Raw genomic sequence first — 19,912 nt, forward strand, 5'->3', positions numbered from 1 at the left:
TCCTCCCTATTTTCTCATTTTCGGATCAAGTGCATCACGTAATCCATCCCCAACAAGGTTAAAGCTGATCATCAAGATACACATAACTGCTGCAGGATAGATTGCCAAGTGAGGATAAATTCTTAGTGATCTAAATCCATCGTTGATTAATGCTCCTAATGATGCTGTTGGAGGCTGAATCCCCAAACCAATAAAGCTTAAAAATGCTTCAGAAAAAATAGCGCCTGGAATTGTAAATGTGCTGGTAATAATGATTGCTCCAAGAGTATTTGGCAATAGATGTTTTGAGATCAATCTGCCATTTGTTGAACCTAATGTCTTTGAAGCTAATACAAACTCCTGGTGCTTTAACTTAAGTATCTGAGCACGTACAATACGTGACATACCTATCCATCCTGTAACAACAAGAGCCAAAGTAATCGATAGAATACCAGGATCCAATATAATGATAAACAAGATGATTACAACGAGATTCGGAATACCAACCAAAACCTCTACGATACGCTGCATAATATCGTCCGTTCTTCCGCCATAAAATGCAGAGATACCGCCATACGCTACACCGACGATCAAGTCGATTGTTGCAGCTAAGAAAGCAATATACAATGATACCTGCGTACCTTTCCAAACACGTGTCCACTGGTCACGTCCAAGTCCATCAGTTCCAAACCAATAGTACTGATCCTTTGGAATACTTTTCATTTCATATTGGTCAACACCACGAATATCTACACCGTCAACACCTAAGAATCCAACTTTTTCAAGACCCGGAATTTTCGGCGGCAAGCTCGCACGCATTAATTCCTGATCGTCAAAACCATATTGACTTAGTGTTGGGGCAATTAATGAAAAGAGAATGATAAACACAATAGCAAACAAACCAATCATTGCTGCTGTATTCTTTCTTAATCGTCTCATTGCATCTTGCCAAAAGCTTAAAGAAGGTTTTCCTATCTGTTCGCTTTGCCCAGTTTCAATTTGTGCAGGGCGGAATAAATCAGCTGTTAATTTTTTTTCTGTCATACTCATTATGATTTACCTCCTGCTACACGGATTCTAGGATCAATTACACCATAAAGGATGTCCACCACTAAAATAATGATTACAATCAGGAAACTAAAGAATAAAGTTGTTCCCATAATCGTCGGGTAGTCGTTAACCATAATCGACTTAACGAATTGTTCCCCAATGCCAGGGATAGCAAATATGTTTTCAATTACAAGAGAACCTGTAATTAGTCCGATAGACAATGGACCTAGTATAGTAATTATCGGTATTAAGCTGTTTCTTACACAGTGTTTAATAATAACTGAGGTCTTGTTTACCCCTTTTGCTCTTGCCATTAATATATAATCAGTTCCTAAAATCTCTAGCATTTCTGTTCTCATAAATCGGGCTATTGTAGCAATAACGAATACGGATAGTGAGAAAGCTGGCAAAACGTGATATTCCGGACCGTTCCAAAAGGCTACAGGAAGCCATTGAAGCTTAACACCAACGAAGTATTGCAAAAGTCCTGCAAAAACGAATGAAGGTATCGCGATACCAATTACAGCTAGGATCATTGCCCCATAATCTATAAATGTATTATGTTTGAGTGCTGCTGCAATGCCGAGTATCAAACCAACAAGCGTCCCAAAAATTAGTGCTTCAATACCTATTGTTGCCGAAGGTCCCATCCCATTTACAATCATACTGTTTACAGTACGGCCATCATACTGGAATGTAATTCCTAAATCACCCTGTGCCAATTTACCCAGATAATTAATGTATTGAACAGGCACCGGGTCATTCAACCCGTATTTTTCGTTTAGTGCATACTTTTGAGCTTCCGTTAATTTCTCTTGATTTTGAAACGGAGAACCCGGTAAAAGCTTCATTAAAAAGAATGTAATAGTTGCTATGATCAGCAATGTTAATAACATATAAAAAACACGCTGTGAAATATAACGCAACATTACAAACACCTCCCCAAAATGTATCAAACTTAATGTTTTGAAATCTTTCTGTAATATCTATCTTAAGGGACACAATATTTTATATCAATAGAAAATATTTTTTTTTCGACATTTTCTGATTATTTTTGAATTTAGATATATATTCCATTTTTTGTTTTCAAGGCAAAAAGAGAGTACATGTCAGGAATACATGTACTCTCCTGAGAGAAACTATTTACTATTTTTCAATAGAATTATTGTTGCTTACCTTCGATATACATCCACTTGTAAGAAGTGTCAGCACCGAATAAGTGGTTTACTAGACCTTTAACGTAAGGCTTACGTAGTCCAACAACTCCACGTTGGTACATTGGAGAGATCGCTTGATCTTCGAAAAGTACTTTTTCTGCTTCAAGCATAGTATCCCAACGCTTGTTAACATCAGTTTCTTTCTTAGCAGCTGCAATCAGCTCATCGTACTTAGGATTTGAGTAACCCATTTGGTTATGAGCACCGTCAGTAACGAACATATCAAGGAATGTCATAGCATCTTGATAGTCAGGACCCCATCCAGCGAATGAGAAGTCATAGTCACCCTTAGACTCAAGATCAAGCTTTTGAGCGAAAGGCTGTGCTTTAATTGTTACAGTTAAACCAGGAAGGTTCTTTTCTAATTGGTTCTTGATATACTCGCCGACCTTCTTAGAAGACTCAGAATCGTAGTTAAGAAGTTCTAATGTAACTTTGTCTTTTCCGATTTCTTTCAAACCAGTTTCCCAAAGCTTTTTAGCTTCTTCAGGGTTGAATTCACCGAAAGTTCCATTTTGCTTACGGAAATCTTCGTTTGATTCAGGGTGGAACGTTAAATCACTTGGTACTAAGTAGTATGCAGCTGTAGATCCGTTGTTAAGGATTACATCTGACATTGATTTCTTGTCGTAAGCCATGTCGATTGCTTTACGGATGTTTACGTTTTTAAGCTCTTCTTTCTTCGCTTGGTTAATACGAAGGAAGAATACTGCTGCATCACCACGAGTGATTAGATCTTCGTGTCCTTTGAACTGATCAACAAATTCTGCACTTAGGCCTACAGAATCAACTTGACCTGTTTCATAAAGGTTAACTCCAGTTGCAACGTCTTTAACAATTTTCACGTTAATTTCGTCAAGTTTTACGTTTTCTTTATCCCAATATTGATCGTTTTTCTTAAACTGCCATCCTTCGTTGTGTTTCCATTCAGAAAGTACGAAAGGACCATTATATAATACTGTGTTAGCTTCTAAAGCGTACTTGTCGCCTTGAGACTTAACAAATTCTTCTTTTTGCGGGTAGAAAGTTGCGAATCCAGTTAGTCCTAGGAAATAAGGAGCTGGAGCTTCAAGAGTTACTTCAAGAGTTGACTCGTCAACTGCTTTAACACCTAATTCTTCAACTTTATTGTGAAGAGGGTCACCTTCAGTTTGGATCGCATTTGCGTTCTTTACTGGTGCCATGATGTAAGCATACTCAGAAAGAGTATCTGGGTGTAAAGCTTTTCTCCAAGAGTAAACGAAGTCGTTAGCAGTTACTTTAGATCCGTCACTCCATTTAGCGTTTGGATTTAATTTAAATGTGTATACCGTACCATCTTCACTAATTTTGTGGCTTTCAGCAACACCTTCAGTTGGCTGGTTCTTTTCATCAAGACGGTATAAACCTTCCATTACGTTGTTAAGTACTTCAAAAGATACTGCATCTGTAGCTTGTGAAGAATCCATTGATGGAATCTCTTCCCCATCAAGCAAGTTAAGTACTTGAGGCTCACTTGGTTTTTCTGTTTTTGCTGGATCTTTGCCATCACCTTCCCCAGCTTTCTTGTCATCTTTGTCTCCGCCACTACAAGCAGCTAGGAACATACTCAAGACAAGAACTAGCGTAAGAAGCAATGACCATTTTGACTTCTTCATGAGTCGACCTCCCCTTTTTATCCTGTTAATTTGTTAGCAGATAAAAGCATCAAGAATTATCAGACATTTTCATCTACAAGTTCGATTATACAAGTTTTCAAACAATTGTGCATTTATTTTTTTTAAGAGTTTTACAAAAAGCCCATTATATTTACTTTTCCTTAACAAAAAATAGGTATAAAGACCTACTTGTAACATGTGTGTTTTTTCTGATTATTCTACAAATTTTACCAAAATTATGTGTAAACTAGCATGAATATTACATTCTCGATTTTTTATGAGACTATGACTTGCTTTATATGGGAAGATAATTCGTCAATTTTATATTTCATTTGTTACAATGGGAGTAAAGTCTGACGGTATATTGCAAAAAATATGGTACATTTTTAGATGTTTATGGTGTAATTTTTACTAGATGGAGGCATACGTGATGAACTTACTTTTTAAAAGGATTCTGATGATATCAGCATTCCCTGTCTTTATAGCAATTGGGGTGGCATTAATCTCCCCCGGACCTTTTACCCTTGAAAAATACATAAATACGCTTTTTTATTTTTCGCTTACGATCGCACTTATTGGAATAGCATTATATGTAGTGAAAGGTGGTTTTTTTGATTTCTTTACCTATAGCTTTAAAAGAGTTTCTAAAGTTCTTTCTAGAGCCCCGGAAATTGATGAACAGATTTCATTTAAAACTAATTTTCAATTGTCAGAACGTGTAAATGTATCATATATGCAGGCCTTCTTATACAGTGGTCTTATGTTGACTTTTATTTCAATTTCCGTTGCATATCTCTTATAATTTGTGTATACTACTTAAAAATAAATGACACATGCGATGATAAAGAAGAGTACATGGTGTGAAACTTTCAGAGAGTCTGTGGTTGGTGCAAACAGGCAGTGGATCATGATGGAATGGGCTTTTGAGCATTCTGACCGAACCTTTATAAGTAGGCTCAGACGTGTAGATGTCCGCACGATATAAATGGACAGCGTATCGGTTTTCCCTGTACGTTTAGAGTGATTTTCATTGTTTTGAGAATTATAAGGGTGGCACCGCGGTCCATTCGTCCCTTGCTATAAGGCGACGAGTGGGCCTTTTTATATTGATTTGAAAAATAAAGGAGAGATGAATCATGTCTGTAATTTTCTCAGGCATACAGCCGAGTGGAAATTTAACGATTGGCAACTACATTGGGGCTATGCGACACTTTGTTGAGCTTCAACATGAACACGAATGCTACTTCTGCGTAGTAAATCAGCACGCGATTACAGTAGCACAAGACCCAGCTGCATTAAAAAAGAACAGCAGGAATTTAGCTGCACTTTACTTAGCAGCTGGAATTGATCCTGATAAGTCTACAATCTTCATCCAATCAGATGTTCCAGCGCACACGAAGATGGGATGGATGCTACAGTGTGTAACGTACATCGGAGAATTAGAGCGTATGACACAATTTAAGGATAAATCTACAGGTAAAGAAGCTGTTTCAGCAGGTTTGTTAACATATCCCCCACTGATGGCAGCAGATATTCTTCTGTATAACACAGGAATCGTGCCTGTTGGAGATGATCAGAAGCAGCATCTTGAACTTACACGTGATATTGCAGAACGCTTTAATAAAAAGTATCGCGAAATTTTTGTAATTCCAGAACCGAAAATCGCTTCTGAAGGGGCTAGAATCATGTCCCTTGTAGATCCAGAGAAAAAGATGAGTAAATCAGATCCTAACCAAAATTCATTTATCTCAATGCTCGATGATGAGTCTGTCATTCTAAAGAAAATTAAGCGTGCTACAACGGATTCAGATGGTGTAGTGGCTTATGATAAAGAGAAAAAACCAGGAATCTCTAACTTACTGACGATTTACTCTCAACTGACTGGAGAAAGCATCTCTTCTCTTGTTGAAAAATACGAAGGTAAAGGTTATGGAGACTTTAAACAAGGTGTAGCAGAGGCAATTATCAATACACTTAAACCAATTCAAGATCGCTATAAAGAATACGTTGAGTCTTCTGAGTTAGATGACATTCTTGACAAAGGTGCTGAAAAAGCAAATTTTGTAGCGAATAAAACGTTAAATAAAGCGGAACGAGCGATGGGATTAGCTCGTAAACGCCTGTAATAGCTTTTCAAATTTCCAAAAAACCAGTGGAGCAGATTATTACAAATCTCCACTGGTTTTATTTTTTTGACTGGTTACGTTTGATAGTGCTCAAAACCTCGGGAATCACTCCTACACTTTAGGAATCGCTCATAAACTTCGGGAATCGCTCATAAACTTCGGGAATCGCTCATAAACTTCGGGAATCGCTCATAAACTTCGGGAATCGCTCATAAACTTCGGGAATCGCTCATAAACTTCGGGAATCGCTCATAAACTTCGGGAATCGCTCATAAACTTCGGGAATCGCTCATAAACTTCGGGAATCGCTCATAAACTTCGGGAATCGCTCATAAACTTCGGGAATCGCTCATAAACTTCGGGAATCGCTCATAAACTTCGGGAATCGCTCGTCCAGCGAGCATAAATGCCGCTGAACGAGCACAAAACTTCATAAATGAGAAACATATCGGTGAAGAGAATATGTCATACTCGCCACCTGTAGATACTTTCTCACCAAAAAAACATTAAAAGCTGGCTCCACACACGCTGAGCCAGTTTTTAATGAGATCTAATTCACTTGAGTTCCGTTTTCAAGTTCCCATATCTTTTCGAAATAAGGTTGTCCTTTTACTAACCGTTCACACATATCCATATGCTTCTTGGACCAACCGCTTTTCAATTCACAATAAAGTGCGTCCCATGCTTCATCAAAATCCATTCTCTGAATTCTTCCGTATTGCTCTGGCATCCACTCTGTGCACCAATATCTCATCTCAGCTACATTCTTTGTCGAATGCAGTTGATCTAGCGTCATGAAGAGGAGTTGCTTTAACTGTCTTTCTTTACGAGTTAACCCTCTCATACTGTCTGGATTTGGAGATAGAATGTGATATTCCTTGCTCATCTGCTTTTCACTAAAAGTATATACTGTAGTTTCTGTCTGTTCTGCCATTTCGAATACGAGTTGTTCTTGCCGCGGGATGAGTCTGCTCTTACGGATTGGTATTCTATAACCCATTGTATCAACGATGAGAGATTTCTTTTCATCCGTAATAATAAAGCAGTGTTCTAGCTGTACGCGCTGGTTGTTCTTTCTGACATAAGCTTTCTGATGTACTTCTTCAAGCAGTGCATCTGGAAGGTCATTTAAGTCATTCTCAATGTAATGAAAGAGTGTGGATTCTATTTTAATAATGGGTACTTGGTCCAACAACTCGATGTAGTCGTCTTTTCGCCATTCATGGAACTCACAAACGTTATAGCCATTCTCTTCTCCTTCAAACCAGTTGACCCAAACATCACGTAAGTATAACATCTGTACCCCTCACTTTTTTACCGATTTGTATTTAAAATCAGTATAGTCAGAGGTTGTCCTTTTTATTCTAAAATAAGGTAATTTACTCGAAGTATGCAAAATCCCCGCTTTCAGAAGAAAACGGGGTTTTTCATCAAATTATTCTTCTATTTTCTTAAATACAAGAGACGCATTGTGCCCGCCAAATCCAAGCGAATTGCTCAGTACGGCTTTCACGTCGGCAGTTCTAGCTGTATTAGGAACATAGTCGAGATCACACTCTTCATCAGGTGTTTCATAGTTAATCGTTGGCGGCAGAATATTCTCTTGAATGGCTTTAACAGAGAAAATGGCTTCAATTCCACCAGCTGCACCTAGTAAATGTCCTGTCATTGACTTTGTCGAACTAACAGGAATATTGTAAGCATGCTCATTAAACACAGCTTTAATTGCTGCTGTTTCGAATTTATCGTTAAAATCAGTGCTTGTACCGTGTGCGTTAATATAAGAAATGTCTTCAGGTGTCAGGCCGCTGTCTTCAACTGCCTGTCTCATCGCACGAGCACCGCCTTCTCCACCAGGAGCCGGCTGTGTAATATGGTGAGCATCACCTGTCGCACCATAACCTACGATTTCCGCGTAGATTTTAGCTCCGCGTTTTTTAGCAAATTCATATTCTTCAAGAACAAGAATTCCAGCACCTTCCCCAATGATAAAACCGCTTCTGTTTTTATCAAAAGGACGGCTTGCTGTATTAGGATCTGGATTAGTAGATAATGCACCTGCTTGGCAGAAACCAGCTAAAGCCATATCTGTTATAGGCGCTTCTGTTCCACCAGTCACCATAACATCAGCATCACCACGCTGAATAACTTTGAATGCATCACCAATCGAGTTTGCTCCAGAAGCACAAGCTGTTACCGTACATGAGTTCATTCCTTTTGCACCAATTGTAATTGAAACTTGGCCTGAAGCCATGTCTGGAATCATCATCGGTACGAAGAATGGACTTACACGTCTAACCCCTTTTGCTTCAAAAATACGAAACTGCTCTTCATGTGTATCCATTCCACCAATACCAGAACCAATCCACACACCTACGCGCGGAGCGATTTCTTCAGTGATATCTAAATTTGCATCTTTAACAGCCATGATAGACGCAGCAACAGCAAATTGTGTGAAGCGGTCCATTCGGCGTGCGTCTCTTTTATCCATAAAATCTTCCGGGTTAAATTCTGTTGCTTCTGCGGCAACTTTTACAGGAAACTTTTCAGAGTCTCTTCTTGTAAGCGGACCTACCCCGCTTTGACCTTCAACAATCTTTTTCCATGTTTCTTCTACACTGTTTCCAAGAGGAGTTACGGCTCCCATGCCTGTTACGACTACTCTTTTTTTCATTGTAAAACAACTCTCCTTTGTACATCATTGTTAGATAGAGCTTATCTTCCCCAGCGAAGCGCAACGGCTCCCCAAGTTAGTCCGCCACCGAATCCAACAAGTACGATTGTATGATCTTCTTTTATTCTACCATCTTTTAGTGCTTCTTTTAATGCCATCGGAATGGATGCTGATGACGTATTGCCAAAGCGATCGATCGTCATGACCATTTTTTCTTTCGGTAGTTCTAATCTTTCTCTTGATGCTTCCATAATTCTAATATTAGCTTGATGTGGTATTAAAAAGTCAACGTCTTCTTTAGAAAGTCCTGCTTTATGAACTACATTCAGTGATGACTCACCCATTTGCCGCACTGCAAATTTAAAAACTTCGCGTCCGTTCATATGGATAAATTCATTTTGATAAAGATGTTTTGCACCTGTTCCGTCAGATCCAAGCTCAAATGAAAGAATACCTCTTCCTTCACTCACCTTAGATAGGACCGCAGCACCTGCTCCATCTCCAAAAAGTACAGCTGTATTTCGATCTTTCCAATCTGTAATCTTTGATAGCTTTTCAGATCCTACGACTAGAACATTTTTGTATGTGCCCGTTTCAATAAATTGCTTTGCTACGACCAAACCGTAAATAAACCCAGCACAAGCTGCGCTGACATCCATTCCTACAGCGTTTTTGGCACCTAAATAATCTTGGAGCTGGCAAGCAACTGAAGGAAAAGGATTATCTGGTGTAACTGTAGCTACTACGATAAGATCGATCTCTTCTGCTGCAATACCTGCATCTTTCAGTGCATCTTCTGCTGCAAATCGAGCCATATGAGATGTTGTCATTGATTCTTCTGCAATTCTACGTTCTACGATTCCTGTTCGAGTCCGAATCCACTCGTCGTTTGTATCTACCATTTTTTCCAGGTCGGAGTTCGCTAGAATTTTTTCCGGGATATAGCTGCCCATCCCAATGATTCCTGCATTCATAACATTACCCCTTTGGCTTAAAAATTTTTAAATAGTTTATATCAATTATTATGACCTGGTACTAATTTTATGTTATCTATATGAATTTGTCTAGTTAAAGTTCTTTTCTTTCACCAATACAGTGCTTAGGGCATATCCTGTATGGAAGAAAAATGTAAGTTTAGTGAAATTGATACTAGGAGTGGTTCAACATGCATAATCCTCAAGCTAGACAGCAGCCAATGTATCCTCCGCAGTTTCCTGGACGTTTCCCTATGGGCCATAATCAGCATCAGCATATGCAACAAGGTTTCCCACCTCCACAACATTTTGGTGGCCCTGGATTCAGAGGCATGCCTGTACCTTTTCACCAACCAATGCCTCGCCCATTTTTACATTCTTTCAGAACGCAGGAAGGCTCACTGGATTATAATAAAATTTTCGCCGTTATCGATCAATCCGTTAAAGTCGCACAACAGATCTCACCTATCTTCTCTGCGTTTAAAAAGAAGTAAAAAAGCCAACCCGACACGGGCTGGCTTTTTCTTATGTTTACTTATTCTCTTCTTTACCAAGTTCGTAAGCGTCGTTCATCACATTCATCAAAAGCTGAAGCATCGGCTGAACATCTTCCATACCTAGCTCAATTCCTTTTTTCTCAAGAAAAGCTTGTGCTTCAGGCAGATGACTCATAGCGATCTGCATAAATTTCATGTTGCGTTCTGTATCCATTTTTAAGATCCTCCCTTTGTATATGTACACGGTTTATTAACCCGCTTTCTATTATAAAGAAAAGTGAGTGATGGACAAATGTTTTGTGATTAAATATCAATATAAATGCTGACCTTTTTGTTATCCCTTCACTAATACCGACTAGGGTATTCGGATAATTTATTCAAGAAATTTCCGGAATAATCCTAGAAATTTCTGAAGAATTACGGCGAGTTATTGCAATATTCCGGCGAGTTTTGCTCATTTATAGGCGAGTCGACATACCTCGACAACAATTCACCAACTATATACCCTCAACAATTTACACATTATAGCCCCACAAAATCAAAAAAGGTGCTCCCGAAATCTTCAGGAGCACCTTTACAACTAAATTTCTTTTGAATTTGGCTTTGATTTTTTGTTTTTGTTTCTAAAATGCATGATCTGCTTCATGATGCCTTCTTTTATTTTCGTCTTTGCTCGAAATCCAAGTTCCGCTTCAGCTTTTTCTCCTTTTATCCTCATCTTTCTTTTTTCTTTAAATGATAATTTATCTGCTTTTAATTCGGTCAAGCCTTCCAACCACTGGTTTGGGTTTCCGCTTGAAATATTATAGATTTCGTTTTTTGCTGGGGACTTTCCGGCTAAATAAAGCGCTTCAGCTGCATCGTCAACGAATAACACGTCTTCTGTAATTGAATCTTTTGAAATGGACTCACTTCTTTCCTGATCCTCATCTTCTATCGATATCACTTGCTGGTACGTATGATGCTCTGGCTGCCCTGGTCCATATACTGTTGGTAACCGCATTATTACAAACGGAAAATCGTACTGTTCGGCTAACTGTTTCACCATATTTTCTTCTGTTAGTTTGATAAGTCCAAACAAGGTTTCTGGATTTTTGGGGGAAGTTTCAAGAACATCGCCTTGTCTTTTGCCATATACATCATACGAGGAAACGTATACAAGTTTTGTTTGACTATTCGCAAATGAAGCCACTTTTTTCAATACAGAAACATGCCTTTGTACTTCATCCTCTATATTTGCCCACGGTGCAGTAGGTTTGACAGAACAAGCCAGGTGAAAGATTACATCACATCCGATAGTGTGAGGCTGAAGGTCGGCTTCATTAATATCCATAGGAAGGTATTGAAATCCAGCGTGACGTGCAATATAGTCTATCCGGTCTGGAGAAGCTGCCATATCTATACCGACTACATCAACTTCTTCATCCAATAAACGGCTGCACAAATGATAACCGATAAAACCTGCCGCTCCTGTTACAAATGCCTTTTTCATGTAAGAGCCTCCAGTTCCATTTTTCTCCTCTTACTATCCTATGGGGAAGCTCCTAAGAATACGATACTTTTTTTCCACACAAAAACCTCATTGATTACTTCTTTACAATGAGGTTCATAACACTTTTTCATGATTTTTAAAAAAAGCTTGAAATGCCCTGGCTGGATTGAATGTCGTTTCAGGTACATGAATGGAAAGGGTAATCGGGGCATGAATATCCAGTCTTCTCTTTTCGTATGACCTGCTGTGATCTTTGAAATTAAAAACTACACCTCTTGCGGCATGCCATATCTGAACAGGAGTTTTTGCATTAAGATCTTTTATGGAAGGAAGACTTTCAATAAGAAGCTCTACATCATCTACTTGTGTTTGATAAGCGGAACTAATTTCTCTTATCAGCCTTTTAAAGAATAAACGATTTTGTCTTTCATGGTTAAAATGATGCTTTAAATCTATACAAGGATTAATAAAAAGGGCGGAACGAATTTGATTTTCCATGTCCTCCATAAGTCGCAGTGCAACGAGCGAACCCATGCCCTCCGCGATCAAATGTATATTGGGATTTAAGATTTCATGTTTCATTACATAATGGTATAGTCTCTTTGCAAGTATTACTGATGCTGGACTGCCCCAATGTCTTCCATATAAGTTAGAATAAAATATGGTGTATCCTTGATTTTTGAGGGATTGTATGAGGTTAGCGCGTTCAGTGTTTTGTTTCCAAAGACTTGTATATTCATCAACATAATGGCTGCAATCGCCGATGATCATAACTGCAAAACCATTCGGCTGCTCTGGTAGATGTATGATATTCCATTGATTATCAATTTGGAAAGTGCGTTTATCGATACTCACTATTCTCCCCTCGCATTTGCTTTTCTTATCTAATGTATGCAGGGGAAAATTTTTAGCTAAAGTTATCTGCCTAAGTTTTAAGAATCGAGCTCTTTTTTAAGCTGTTCTAACGCTTCTTTTCCTTGTTGAGTCAAGTTCTTTTCATCTTGTTCTTCCAACGCCTTTAATTCCTCCCACTTTTGCTCCATTTTTTTACCTCCTTTATTTTGCACATGAAAGTGTTATCAGCATGTTGGTTTATGTACCTTCTTCTTTGTTCATGCACTTAATCCTGTTAAGCATGAACAATTTATGAAAATTATTAACATTTATGACATAATGTTAGATAAAATACAGAAAGAATCTTTCCCTTTATCTCAACTTTTGTTACTATACAGAAGGGTAAAGAATTCGTTTACATAAAGAGGTGAATGTAGCATGCGTTATATTTGGACGTTAATTTGGTCTTTATTATTAAGTAATATGATTTTTTATGTGCTTGTTTCAATGCAAGGCGGAACATTCGATTTTGTAAAAGCTTGTATTTTCGGAGTAGTATTTACAGTCGTTATTTCTGTTTTAGGTGAATTGCTGCCAGCAAAAAGCGAAGAGATATAAGATAAAAACCCGGACTGTTTCCGGGTTTTTATTTTTGTTATGGCTTTCTTTTATATGACCACACGCGATTATGGTTTGTTGTTTCAGGAAAACGGTCACCTGCTGATAAATGAATCTGCTGTGGATCATTTACCATGCTTCCTGTCTCACCGATCTCAACATACATCCCATTATTCGGTGCTTTTTGACCATGTTTAAAATGTTTGTTCTGCCCCATTTGATGTACCCTCCTTTCTTTTATAGGTTACCCGCGGTTCGCTCGATAACACTTGCTAAAAAAAAGAAGTAATAACAACAAAAATTTGCCTAATATGCTCCATTAACTCCCGCTACGGCATGCAGCGGAAACACACAACGATAGATCTGATAGCCTCTAACATCATACTGAGCGTCTTGATTACGGTTTTCTTGCTGCTTTTCAACATACGGAATCGCAAAATAAACGTTCTGCTGATCAACATACTCAATAAATCCCGTATATGTTACACCATCCATCAACATTAATTGAACATACTGGTTTCTGTTTTTCATACATGTTTTATATATTTTTTTAAACGGTGAACGTCCCATTCCTGCTGACTGCCCTCCGAAGTTTTGTGATCCTCCAAACGGATATGGTTGTGGATACATATTACCCCCTCCTTTTACCACATCCTATTCAAAGAAAAAGAAGATGGTACTTGTGCCCTAATTACAATTGTGAAGGGATTGAAAAATAAGTGGAGAAAGGTACATGTGAGCTTTGCAGAAGAGAACCCGTCGAATTAACGGTTCATCATTTGATTCCAAAAGAAGAAGGCGGTCGATTTTCGGAAACCGCTAATCTTTGTATTCCTTGTCATAAACAGATTCACTTTCTATATACAAATGCTGAACTTGCATTACTTTACGCTACTATTGAATCTCTAAGAAATGCTCCTGATTTTAAAAAATTTCTTAAATGGTTAAGAAAGCAGCCTGCCTCTGCTTTACCACGTATGAAAAAATCAAATCGACTAAAGAGAAGGAGATGATGATATGAACGAATTAGTGGGCACGTGTGGAAAATGCGGTAAAGACCTATATTGCACAGACGGCTTTTTTCAAGGTTACGTAATAGATGGATCAAATATATGCTATACCTGTTTTGAGCAAAACAAAAAGGAATCTGACGAGTGAGTAGGGTCAAATTCCTTTTAGTACTTATCTGCTAGGCTGCTTTTTAGATCATTTTTTCATTCTCTTCATTGACAAGTTGATTGGAGTGCAAGGTGCGTGCCTCCTGCGGGACAGGCGGGCAGGTGAGACACTTAAGAGTGAAACGTACGAATGTGGCTCACCGCCTGCCCCGCGGAAAGCGAGCACCTGGAACGAAAAGCAACTACTTTCAAAAGCTGCAATGAATACAAAAACAGCCTTTTAAATGAATCAACCACCACTAACAGGCGGAATGAAAGCGACTGTATCACCATCTTTAACTTGATCAGTAAGCTCTACATATTCTTCATTCACTGCAACGAGTGCATGTTCAATCCCGTTAAGCTGTCCCACCTTATTTTGCAGCAGACTTCTGATTTCCTCTACTGATCGGGTTGAGTCCACATCAATTGATACTTTTTCTGTTTCCGCTTGCTGTGCTAAACTTGCAAACAATAAAATGTGTACCATTATTTCTCCACTCCTTCTGGATGACCAGCAGGATAGCTTTCTGTTCCCTTTTGATTGCCAACCCACTCTTCTCCATCTGTATAATGTTCTTTTTTCCAGATCGGAACAATTTCTTTAATACGCTCAATCGCGTAACGGCTTGCCTCAAAAGCATCTTGACGGTGAGGAGTTGATACAGCGATTGTGACAGCAACATCAGAAATTTGAAGTGTTCCGATTCGATGAGTAATAGCAATTATAGCATTCGGCCATTTCTCTTGAATCTCGTCTCCAATTTTTTGGAGCTGTTTTTCAGCCATTGGTACATACGCTTCATAATGAAGAAATTTAGTTTGTTTATCCCCTGTCATCTCTCTAACCGTTCCAATAAATACAGAAATTGCTCCTGCATTATGATGGACCACTTGATCAATAACGTCTTGATTATTAATAGGCTCTTTAGAAATGTTAAACCGTTTCATGATCCTTTTCTCTCCTTATGGCACTTCAGGATATAACTCGATAGATAATCCAACCACTTTTCTTCCTCTGCCCAATAAAAATGAGTGTTATCTGTGCTTTGTTCAATTTGATTACCATGTATTCGTGCTATAACATGTTCTGACTGACTTAAAAGGTCTTCTTCACCTTTATTGTCACGAAATAGCACTACTCTTGGGTATTGAAATTTTTTGTATCCCTCGATTAAAATGCAATCCATTTTTAATACCGTGTAAATGGCGATTACTTGATCAATTGATAACTCTGAATTTAAAGACAAAATTGAATTTTTTGCTGAGGTAACACTAGTTATATACGCCCCTGCATTGCGATGCCGTTCAGTGTCTTTGCCAAAATCGTTAAGTTCCAGGGTGTCACCGTGTCCGTGATGTTTTATAACCCCCGTTTGTAAACGGTGCTTTTCTAATCTTTTGATCAATTTTGTGATTAAAGTTGTTTTTCCGCTGTTTTGGTAACCGACGACTTGGAGAATAACGGGTGGTTCCAAGGCCATGCACTCCCTTCTCCACGCCATGTAAGAACAGCAACCTCACTTCCTTTTTCCCACCCTCTTGTACCACCTGGCAGGATGATCAAACAATTTGCTTCGATGAGTGATGAGACGGAGCTCGATTTATCCAGACCAGCAGGAGTCACGATTTTCCTATCATATTCTTCTGTTAAAGTAGCTCTTACAAATCGAGTGAAAGGATTAGGTTTAGGAAAATCACTTGCTAGTGTGGCTTTTGTGACAGCGCAATGCGGTTTATGCATCTTCATGCCTGATAAAATCACTGGCCTTACAAACAGTTCAGCACCTACAAAGCAAGCTGATGGGTTTCCAGAAAGACCAAACAGCCAATTACCTTCGTGCACAGCTACAGTTGTCACGCTGCCAGGCCGCATAGCGATTTTATTAAACAGCACTTCTGCTCCTAACTTTTCATAGATCGCAGGAAGGTAGTCATAGTCACCAACAGATACACCACCCGTTGTTATCAAAATATCTGTCTCTTTCAGACATTCTTTTATACTTTGATACAGAGAATCAAAATCATCTTCTCTGTGTTGATATAACTTCACCTCTGCCCCCATTGCTCTTACTTGTGCTGCGGTCATGTAAGCATTGCTGTTTCTAATCTTTCCAGGCTGAAGTTCTTCATGTACATCGAGAAGTTCAGTTCCTGTTGAAAGAATTCCGACGACAGGCCTTTTATATACAGGTACTAGGTGATAGCCAAATGTCGCAAGAATCGCAACAATACCGGGTGTGATTTTTGTACCTGCTTTCACTAATAGCTTTCCTTGCTTTGTATCTTCACCTTGGAAAGAGATATTTCCATCTTTTTTTACAGATCTTTTTATTTCTATATAAGATGTTTCTTGATTTGTCATTTCTTTTACAAGTTCGAGCATGATTACAGCGTCTGCACCCTCTGGAATCTTTGCACCTGTCATGATGCGAATAGCAGTACCGCTTCTGACGCTATTTGCTGCGACATGCCCCGCTCCTATAGTCTCAACTACTTTTAACGTTACTGGGTTGGTTTGGGATGCAACCTTCGTATCTGCAGAAAAGATAGCAAATCCATCATAAGGGGAACGGTTAAAAGGAGGAACGTCATGTGTTGCTATTAAGTTCTCCGCTACTATTCGATCATCACTCTCAATAAGAGGTACTTTCTCTGTACCCCATAATCTTGAATGAGCCATTATTTTATGTACAGCGTCAGCTACGGGAAGTGGTGTTCTTTTTGTAACAGGCAAAGAATTCCCTCCTTTAATTAATTTTCAGAAAATAAACACTTTTCAGTTTACTTTTGAAGACAAGTTTGTTATTATTTTTTTAAATTATAGAAAGGATGTTGAACATATGAAGGTTTCTTATGAATATTACCACCGTTCTGGCTATAAAGTAACCATTACCGACATCCCAGAAGAATTTAACGAACAAGGAGTTTTCTCACTCCGCATCATGCATTCCCTGCAAAAACAAATCGACGAAATTGATCATATGTATCAGCCAAAAAGAACATATAGACTTAAACTGGAAGAAACGGGGTAATGATTACACCGTTTCTTTTTTTACTTTCAATTGTTGTGTGATCCATTCTACTGCGTTTAAATAGGCAGCACGTGAAACTTTATGACCTGATGTTTTGTCGTTCATATAAACGGATTGACGATTTTTAGTTAAGGTCTCAACATATGGTTTTGCAAACTCATAAGGGATAACAGCATCGACTTCACTATGCCAAATAAATAACGGTCTGTTGTTTAATTTTTCGATATTCATCGTAAGATCATAATCCTTGATAAAGGCAATGGATTTCTCAAGTTCATTCATAGTAAGCGGGATCTCATAACCAGCTTTCTGTATTCTTTCAATTTGCCACCTTGCAAATTTTTCGTGAGCTGGTGTACCCATAAGCGCACATCCAGCATTAATTTCATGGTTATTTACAAGTGATCCGTACGTAATAATTGCCCCCATTGAAGTTCCACCAACAGCGATTTGGCCTTCTGCAACGAGTTCGTTATCAGTAGCCCAGTCGATTATTGTGTTTACATCCTGGATGCCTTGATGAACAATATTCCAAAAATCATAATCCATACTTTTTGGAGGGTTTGATACAATGCGTTCCCCATGATGAAGAGCATCGGGTAAGATCACTCGAAATCCTTTTTCGGCGAGGGAATAGGCAAAGTGTAAGTTATGTTCTTTGGCACTTGTGTAACCATGTATAAAAATAAACAGCGGCAAGGCTTTACCGGTATTTTCTTTCTTTTCAGCCATTAAGAAAGGAATATCGTTAACCGTTCCTTTTTGTATTGAAACCATAAAGTGTATCTCCCTCTTTCTCTTTTTTTCCATCTTATCATGAGACATGTTTCTTTTTCATGAATGAAGACCTGTCTGAATAGACTTTTTCTAAGTAAAATAATACACTTTACGTAAAGCATTCTAAAAAAGGCAGGTACTTTCGTGACACAACCATACTTAATTGCACTGGATCTTGACGGAACGTTATTGACAGATGAAAAAAAGATTCCCCGTAAAACTAAAGAAATACTTTTTAAGCTGATCGATCTAGGACATCATGTTTGCATTTCTACTGGCAGACCGTACCGTTCATCTAACATGTATTACGAAGAACTTGAGTTGAAAACTCCCATCGTTAATTTTAATGGAGCATTCGTACACCATCCGCATGACGCTGAATTTGGTATTCACCATTCACCACTTGAACTGGATGTAGCCAAGAGGATTATTACAGCCTGTGAAACGTTTAAAGTAAAAAATATTATGGTAGAAGTTTTGGACGACGTCTATTTAAAAAGACCCGATGAAGTAATTGTTAACACCTTCATCATGAATGAGAATCCTCTTCAAATTGGTGATCTGCATAAAACGCTTAAAGAAGATCCCACGGCGATTTTAGTTCATCCAGAAGATCATCATATTGCAGAATTAAGAGCGATGCTTGAAAAAGAACATGCTGAAGTGGTTGATCAAAGAGTCTGGGCAGCGCCTTGGAATATTATTGAGGTTATCCGCTCTGGAATCAGCAAAGCAACAGGGCTTAAAAAAATCGCCGAATATTATAATATTCCGCAAGAACGCATTATTGCTTTTGGCGATGAAGACAATGATTTTGAGATGATTGAATATGCAGGCCATGGTGTGGCAATGGGAAATGCTATTGATGAATTGAAAGAACGTGCAAATTATGTAACATTAACAAACCAAGAAGAAGGAATTGCTCATTATTTAAAAAATGTTTTGAAATTGGTTTGATTTTTTTTAAGTAAACCTTTGGAAGTATTGATTTCCGTTACAGCCGCTCGCTTTCCGGGGGGTGTGCGGTGAGCCACCTTGACGCTTTGCACCTGCTGTGTCTCACCTGTCACACTAATCCCCCAGAAGTCTCGCGCCTTTCACTCCAATCAATTTGTCAATGAAGACAAAGAATTTAAAGCAATTACCTGTTTATTTAAGATCTTCAGCTGAAAATAAGCTGGAGATTTTTGTTTTTCCATTTGTTTTTATTATGGAATGTTTTTATGACTACATATTGTACTAACTACGGTAAAAACTAAACCTACGGGAGAAAAGGAGGTATTCCAATGAGCAAAAAGAGCCGATCAAAACGCACCATCAAGCAAGGTGCAGATATGGTTAGCCAAGAAACAACAATGGCTTTCAGTAAAGATGAACAAGAAGATCGTAAACGCGAAAAAGAAGAGAGAAATTCATTAGGAGGCATATAACGATGGCAAACAAATTATTTCAAATCGCTAAAAATGCCGTTCAGCAGGCTGTTGGCAAGGTGCAAAATTCAACACATGAGCTGAATAACAATATTTCAAACAGTCAACATTCCGCTCATGCTGAACTTTCTGGTCATGATATGGAAGTTGCACAAAATGCTCTTTCTTCTGCGATGGCTAATTCATCAGATGCAGAGCGTGCGCAACTTGCTGAATTTCAAAAGGAACTTGATGCACATTCTCATTCTGGAGCATCCCAAAATACACTTTCTGAACATGTTACTTCTGGACATGCTGAACCCGGCCACTCAGAGTCTGGGCAGCCTCAATCTTTCTCTCAAGCGACTGGCTTAAGTTTAGAAGACGCACAGAGCCTATTGGAAGAAAATCCAGATTCTTTAAAGTAAAAAAATAA

Annotated in this window: 26 protein-coding genes and 1 other annotated feature; of the genes, 10 read left to right on the forward strand and 16 right to left on the reverse strand. The window is 38.6% G+C overall.

Going from position 1 to position 19,912, the window contains the following annotated elements; all coding sequences use genetic code 11:
- Window positions 1-6 precede the first annotated feature (6 nt).
- The 3 genes from opp3C to QUF49_RS12320 all read right to left on the reverse strand — a co-directional run bounded on the left by opp3C (window position 7) and on the right by QUF49_RS12320 (window position 3,883).
- Complete coding sequence (gene opp3C / locus QUF49_RS12310; protein WP_394604804.1) at window positions 7-1,035, reverse strand: oligopeptide ABC transporter permease; 1,029 nt, start codon at window positions 1,033-1,035, stop codon at window positions 7-9.
- Window positions 1,029-1,958: an oligopeptide ABC transporter permease gene (gene opp3b, locus QUF49_RS12315; protein ID WP_289495912.1), complete on the reverse strand. Its 930-nt coding sequence runs from the start codon at window positions 1,956-1,958 to the stop codon at window positions 1,029-1,031. Before opp3b ends, opp3C begins: the two co-directional genes overlap by 7 nt.
- A gap of 233 nt (window positions 1,959-2,191) precedes the next feature.
- On the reverse strand, window positions 2,192-3,883 hold the full coding sequence (locus QUF49_RS12320) for a peptide ABC transporter substrate-binding protein (RefSeq protein ID WP_289495913.1): 1,692 nt from the start codon (window positions 3,881-3,883) through the stop codon (window positions 2,192-2,194).
- Between the two features lie 430 nt (window positions 3,884-4,313).
- Here QUF49_RS12320 and QUF49_RS12325 point away from each other — a divergent pair, with 430 nt between their 5' ends.
- Together QUF49_RS12325 and trpS are read left to right on the forward strand one after the other, a co-directional pair.
- A complete protein-coding gene (locus QUF49_RS12325; protein WP_289497647.1) occupies window positions 4,314-4,685 on the forward strand; it encodes a DUF3899 domain-containing protein in 372 nt (123 codons plus the stop codon).
- A 27-nt stretch (window positions 4,686-4,712) separates the two neighbouring features.
- Window positions 4,713-4,961: a binding site (T-box leader), on the forward strand.
- 58 nt (window positions 4,962-5,019) lie between these two features.
- Complete coding sequence (gene trpS, locus QUF49_RS12330) at window positions 5,020-6,009, forward strand: tryptophan--tRNA ligase (protein WP_289495914.1); 990 nt, start codon at window positions 5,020-5,022, stop codon at window positions 6,007-6,009.
- A gap of 550 nt (window positions 6,010-6,559) precedes the next feature.
- Here the strand turns inward: trpS and QUF49_RS12335 are convergent.
- From QUF49_RS12335 to QUF49_RS12345, 3 genes are all read right to left on the reverse strand, one after another.
- A complete protein-coding gene (locus QUF49_RS12335) occupies window positions 6,560-7,306 on the reverse strand; it encodes a YjbA family protein (protein ID WP_289495915.1) in 747 nt (248 codons plus the stop codon).
- 138 nt (window positions 7,307-7,444) lie between these two features.
- Window positions 7,445-8,683 (reverse strand): beta-ketoacyl-ACP synthase II, encoded by a 1,239-nt coding sequence (gene fabF / locus QUF49_RS12340; RefSeq protein WP_289495916.1) that lies wholly within the window; start codon window positions 8,681-8,683, stop codon window positions 7,445-7,447.
- A gap of 41 nt (window positions 8,684-8,724) precedes the next feature.
- The gene (locus tag QUF49_RS12345) at window positions 8,725-9,657 is read right to left on the reverse strand and encodes a beta-ketoacyl-ACP synthase III (protein ID WP_289495917.1); all 933 of its coding nucleotides are present in this window, start codon (window positions 9,655-9,657) and stop codon (window positions 8,725-8,727) included.
- 191 nt (window positions 9,658-9,848) lie between these two features.
- On the opposite strand from QUF49_RS12345, the gene QUF49_RS12350 reads away from it, so the two are divergent.
- A complete protein-coding gene (locus QUF49_RS12350; protein ID WP_289495918.1) occupies window positions 9,849-10,151 on the forward strand; it encodes a YppG family protein in 303 nt (100 codons plus the stop codon).
- 37 nt (window positions 10,152-10,188) lie between these two features.
- Here the strand turns inward: QUF49_RS12350 and QUF49_RS12355 are convergent, their stop codons facing one another.
- The 3 genes from QUF49_RS12355 to QUF49_RS12365 form a co-directional block, all read right to left on the reverse strand.
- Window positions 10,189-10,368, reverse strand: a complete 180-nt coding sequence (locus tag QUF49_RS12355; RefSeq protein WP_066246004.1) for a ComZ family protein — start codon at window positions 10,366-10,368, stop codon at window positions 10,189-10,191.
- 366 nt (window positions 10,369-10,734) lie between these two features.
- Window positions 10,735-11,646 (reverse strand): NAD-dependent epimerase/dehydratase family protein, encoded by a 912-nt coding sequence (locus tag QUF49_RS12360; protein ID WP_289495919.1) that lies wholly within the window; start codon window positions 11,644-11,646, stop codon window positions 10,735-10,737.
- 114 nt (window positions 11,647-11,760) lie between these two features.
- A complete protein-coding gene (locus QUF49_RS12365; RefSeq protein ID WP_289495920.1) occupies window positions 11,761-12,501 on the reverse strand; it encodes an alpha/beta hydrolase in 741 nt (246 codons plus the stop codon).
- 417 nt (window positions 12,502-12,918) lie between these two features.
- Here QUF49_RS12365 and QUF49_RS12370 point away from each other — a divergent pair, with 417 nt between their 5' ends.
- Window positions 12,919-13,098 (forward strand): YjzD family protein, encoded by a 180-nt coding sequence (locus QUF49_RS12370; RefSeq protein ID WP_289495921.1) that lies wholly within the window; start codon window positions 12,919-12,921, stop codon window positions 13,096-13,098.
- Between the two features lie 37 nt (window positions 13,099-13,135).
- Here the strand turns inward: QUF49_RS12370 and QUF49_RS12375 are convergent, their stop codons facing one another.
- Window positions 13,136-13,315 (reverse strand): YjzC family protein, encoded by a 180-nt coding sequence (locus QUF49_RS12375; RefSeq protein WP_289495922.1) that lies wholly within the window; start codon window positions 13,313-13,315, stop codon window positions 13,136-13,138.
- 89 nt (window positions 13,316-13,404) lie between these two features.
- Window positions 13,405-13,728, reverse strand: coding sequence for a hypothetical protein (locus QUF49_RS12380; RefSeq protein ID WP_289495923.1), 324 nt, complete (start codon window positions 13,726-13,728; stop codon window positions 13,405-13,407).
- Between the two features lie 89 nt (window positions 13,729-13,817).
- Between QUF49_RS12380 and QUF49_RS12385 the strand changes: the two genes are divergently transcribed.
- A complete protein-coding gene (locus tag QUF49_RS12385) occupies window positions 13,818-14,111 on the forward strand; it encodes an HNH endonuclease (RefSeq protein WP_289495924.1) in 294 nt (97 codons plus the stop codon).
- A gap of 237 nt (window positions 14,112-14,348) precedes the next feature.
- Entirely contained in the window at window positions 14,349-14,480 is a 132-nt protein-coding gene (locus tag QUF49_RS12390; RefSeq protein WP_289495925.1) for a hypothetical protein, read from the forward strand.
- Between the two features lie 25 nt (window positions 14,481-14,505).
- Here the strand turns inward: QUF49_RS12390 and moaD are convergent, their stop codons facing one another.
- Genes moaD through QUF49_RS12410 form a run of 4 tightly spaced genes read right to left on the reverse strand, consistent with a single transcriptional unit; the run spans window position 14,506 to window position 16,992 of the window.
- Window positions 14,506-14,745, reverse strand: coding sequence for a molybdopterin converting factor subunit 1 (gene moaD, locus QUF49_RS12395; RefSeq protein ID WP_289495926.1), 240 nt, complete (start codon window positions 14,743-14,745; stop codon window positions 14,506-14,508).
- Window positions 14,745-15,206 carry a molybdenum cofactor biosynthesis protein MoaE gene (locus QUF49_RS12400; RefSeq protein WP_289495927.1) on the reverse strand — a complete coding sequence of 154 codons (462 nt, stop codon included), beginning with the start codon at window positions 15,204-15,206 and terminating at the stop codon, window positions 14,745-14,747. The genes moaD and QUF49_RS12400 overlap by 1 nt, the downstream gene beginning before the upstream one ends.
- Window positions 15,203-15,739 (reverse strand): molybdopterin-guanine dinucleotide biosynthesis protein B, encoded by a 537-nt coding sequence (mobB, locus tag QUF49_RS12405; RefSeq protein WP_289495928.1) that lies wholly within the window; start codon window positions 15,737-15,739, stop codon window positions 15,203-15,205. The genes QUF49_RS12400 and mobB overlap by 4 nt, the downstream gene beginning before the upstream one ends.
- The gene (locus QUF49_RS12410) at window positions 15,673-16,992 is read right to left on the reverse strand and encodes a molybdopterin molybdotransferase MoeA (protein WP_289495929.1); all 1,320 of its coding nucleotides are present in this window, start codon (window positions 16,990-16,992) and stop codon (window positions 15,673-15,675) included. The genes mobB and QUF49_RS12410 overlap by 67 nt, the downstream gene beginning before the upstream one ends.
- Before the next feature lie 106 nt (window positions 16,993-17,098).
- Between QUF49_RS12410 and QUF49_RS12415 the strand changes: the two genes are divergently transcribed.
- Entirely contained in the window at window positions 17,099-17,290 is a 192-nt protein-coding gene (locus QUF49_RS12415) for a hypothetical protein (RefSeq protein ID WP_137789879.1), read from the forward strand.
- A 3-nt stretch (window positions 17,291-17,293) separates the two neighbouring features.
- On the opposite strand, the gene QUF49_RS12420 is transcribed toward QUF49_RS12415, so the two are convergent.
- Window positions 17,294-18,067, reverse strand: a complete 774-nt coding sequence (locus QUF49_RS12420) for an alpha/beta fold hydrolase (protein ID WP_289495930.1) — start codon at window positions 18,065-18,067, stop codon at window positions 17,294-17,296.
- 144 nt (window positions 18,068-18,211) lie between these two features.
- Here QUF49_RS12420 and QUF49_RS12425 point away from each other — a divergent pair, with 144 nt between their 5' ends.
- The 3 genes from QUF49_RS12425 (at window position 18,212) to QUF49_RS20840 (ending at window position 19,904) form a co-directional block, all read left to right on the forward strand.
- Window positions 18,212-19,024, forward strand: coding sequence for a Cof-type HAD-IIB family hydrolase (locus QUF49_RS12425; RefSeq protein ID WP_289495931.1), 813 nt, complete (start codon window positions 18,212-18,214; stop codon window positions 19,022-19,024).
- 329 nt (window positions 19,025-19,353) lie between these two features.
- Window positions 19,354-19,497, forward strand: a complete 144-nt coding sequence (locus tag QUF49_RS12430) for a hypothetical protein (RefSeq protein ID WP_289495932.1) — start codon at window positions 19,354-19,356, stop codon at window positions 19,495-19,497.
- Between the two features lie 2 nt (window positions 19,498-19,499).
- On the forward strand, window positions 19,500-19,904 hold the full coding sequence (locus QUF49_RS20840) for a DUF3813 domain-containing protein (RefSeq protein WP_425590465.1): 405 nt from the start codon (window positions 19,500-19,502) through the stop codon (window positions 19,902-19,904).
- Window positions 19,905-19,912: the final 8 nt, after the last annotated feature.

It is taken from the genome of Fictibacillus sp. b24 (assembly GCF_030348825.1).
GTDB lineage: Bacteria > Bacillota > Bacilli > Bacillales > Fictibacillaceae > Fictibacillus.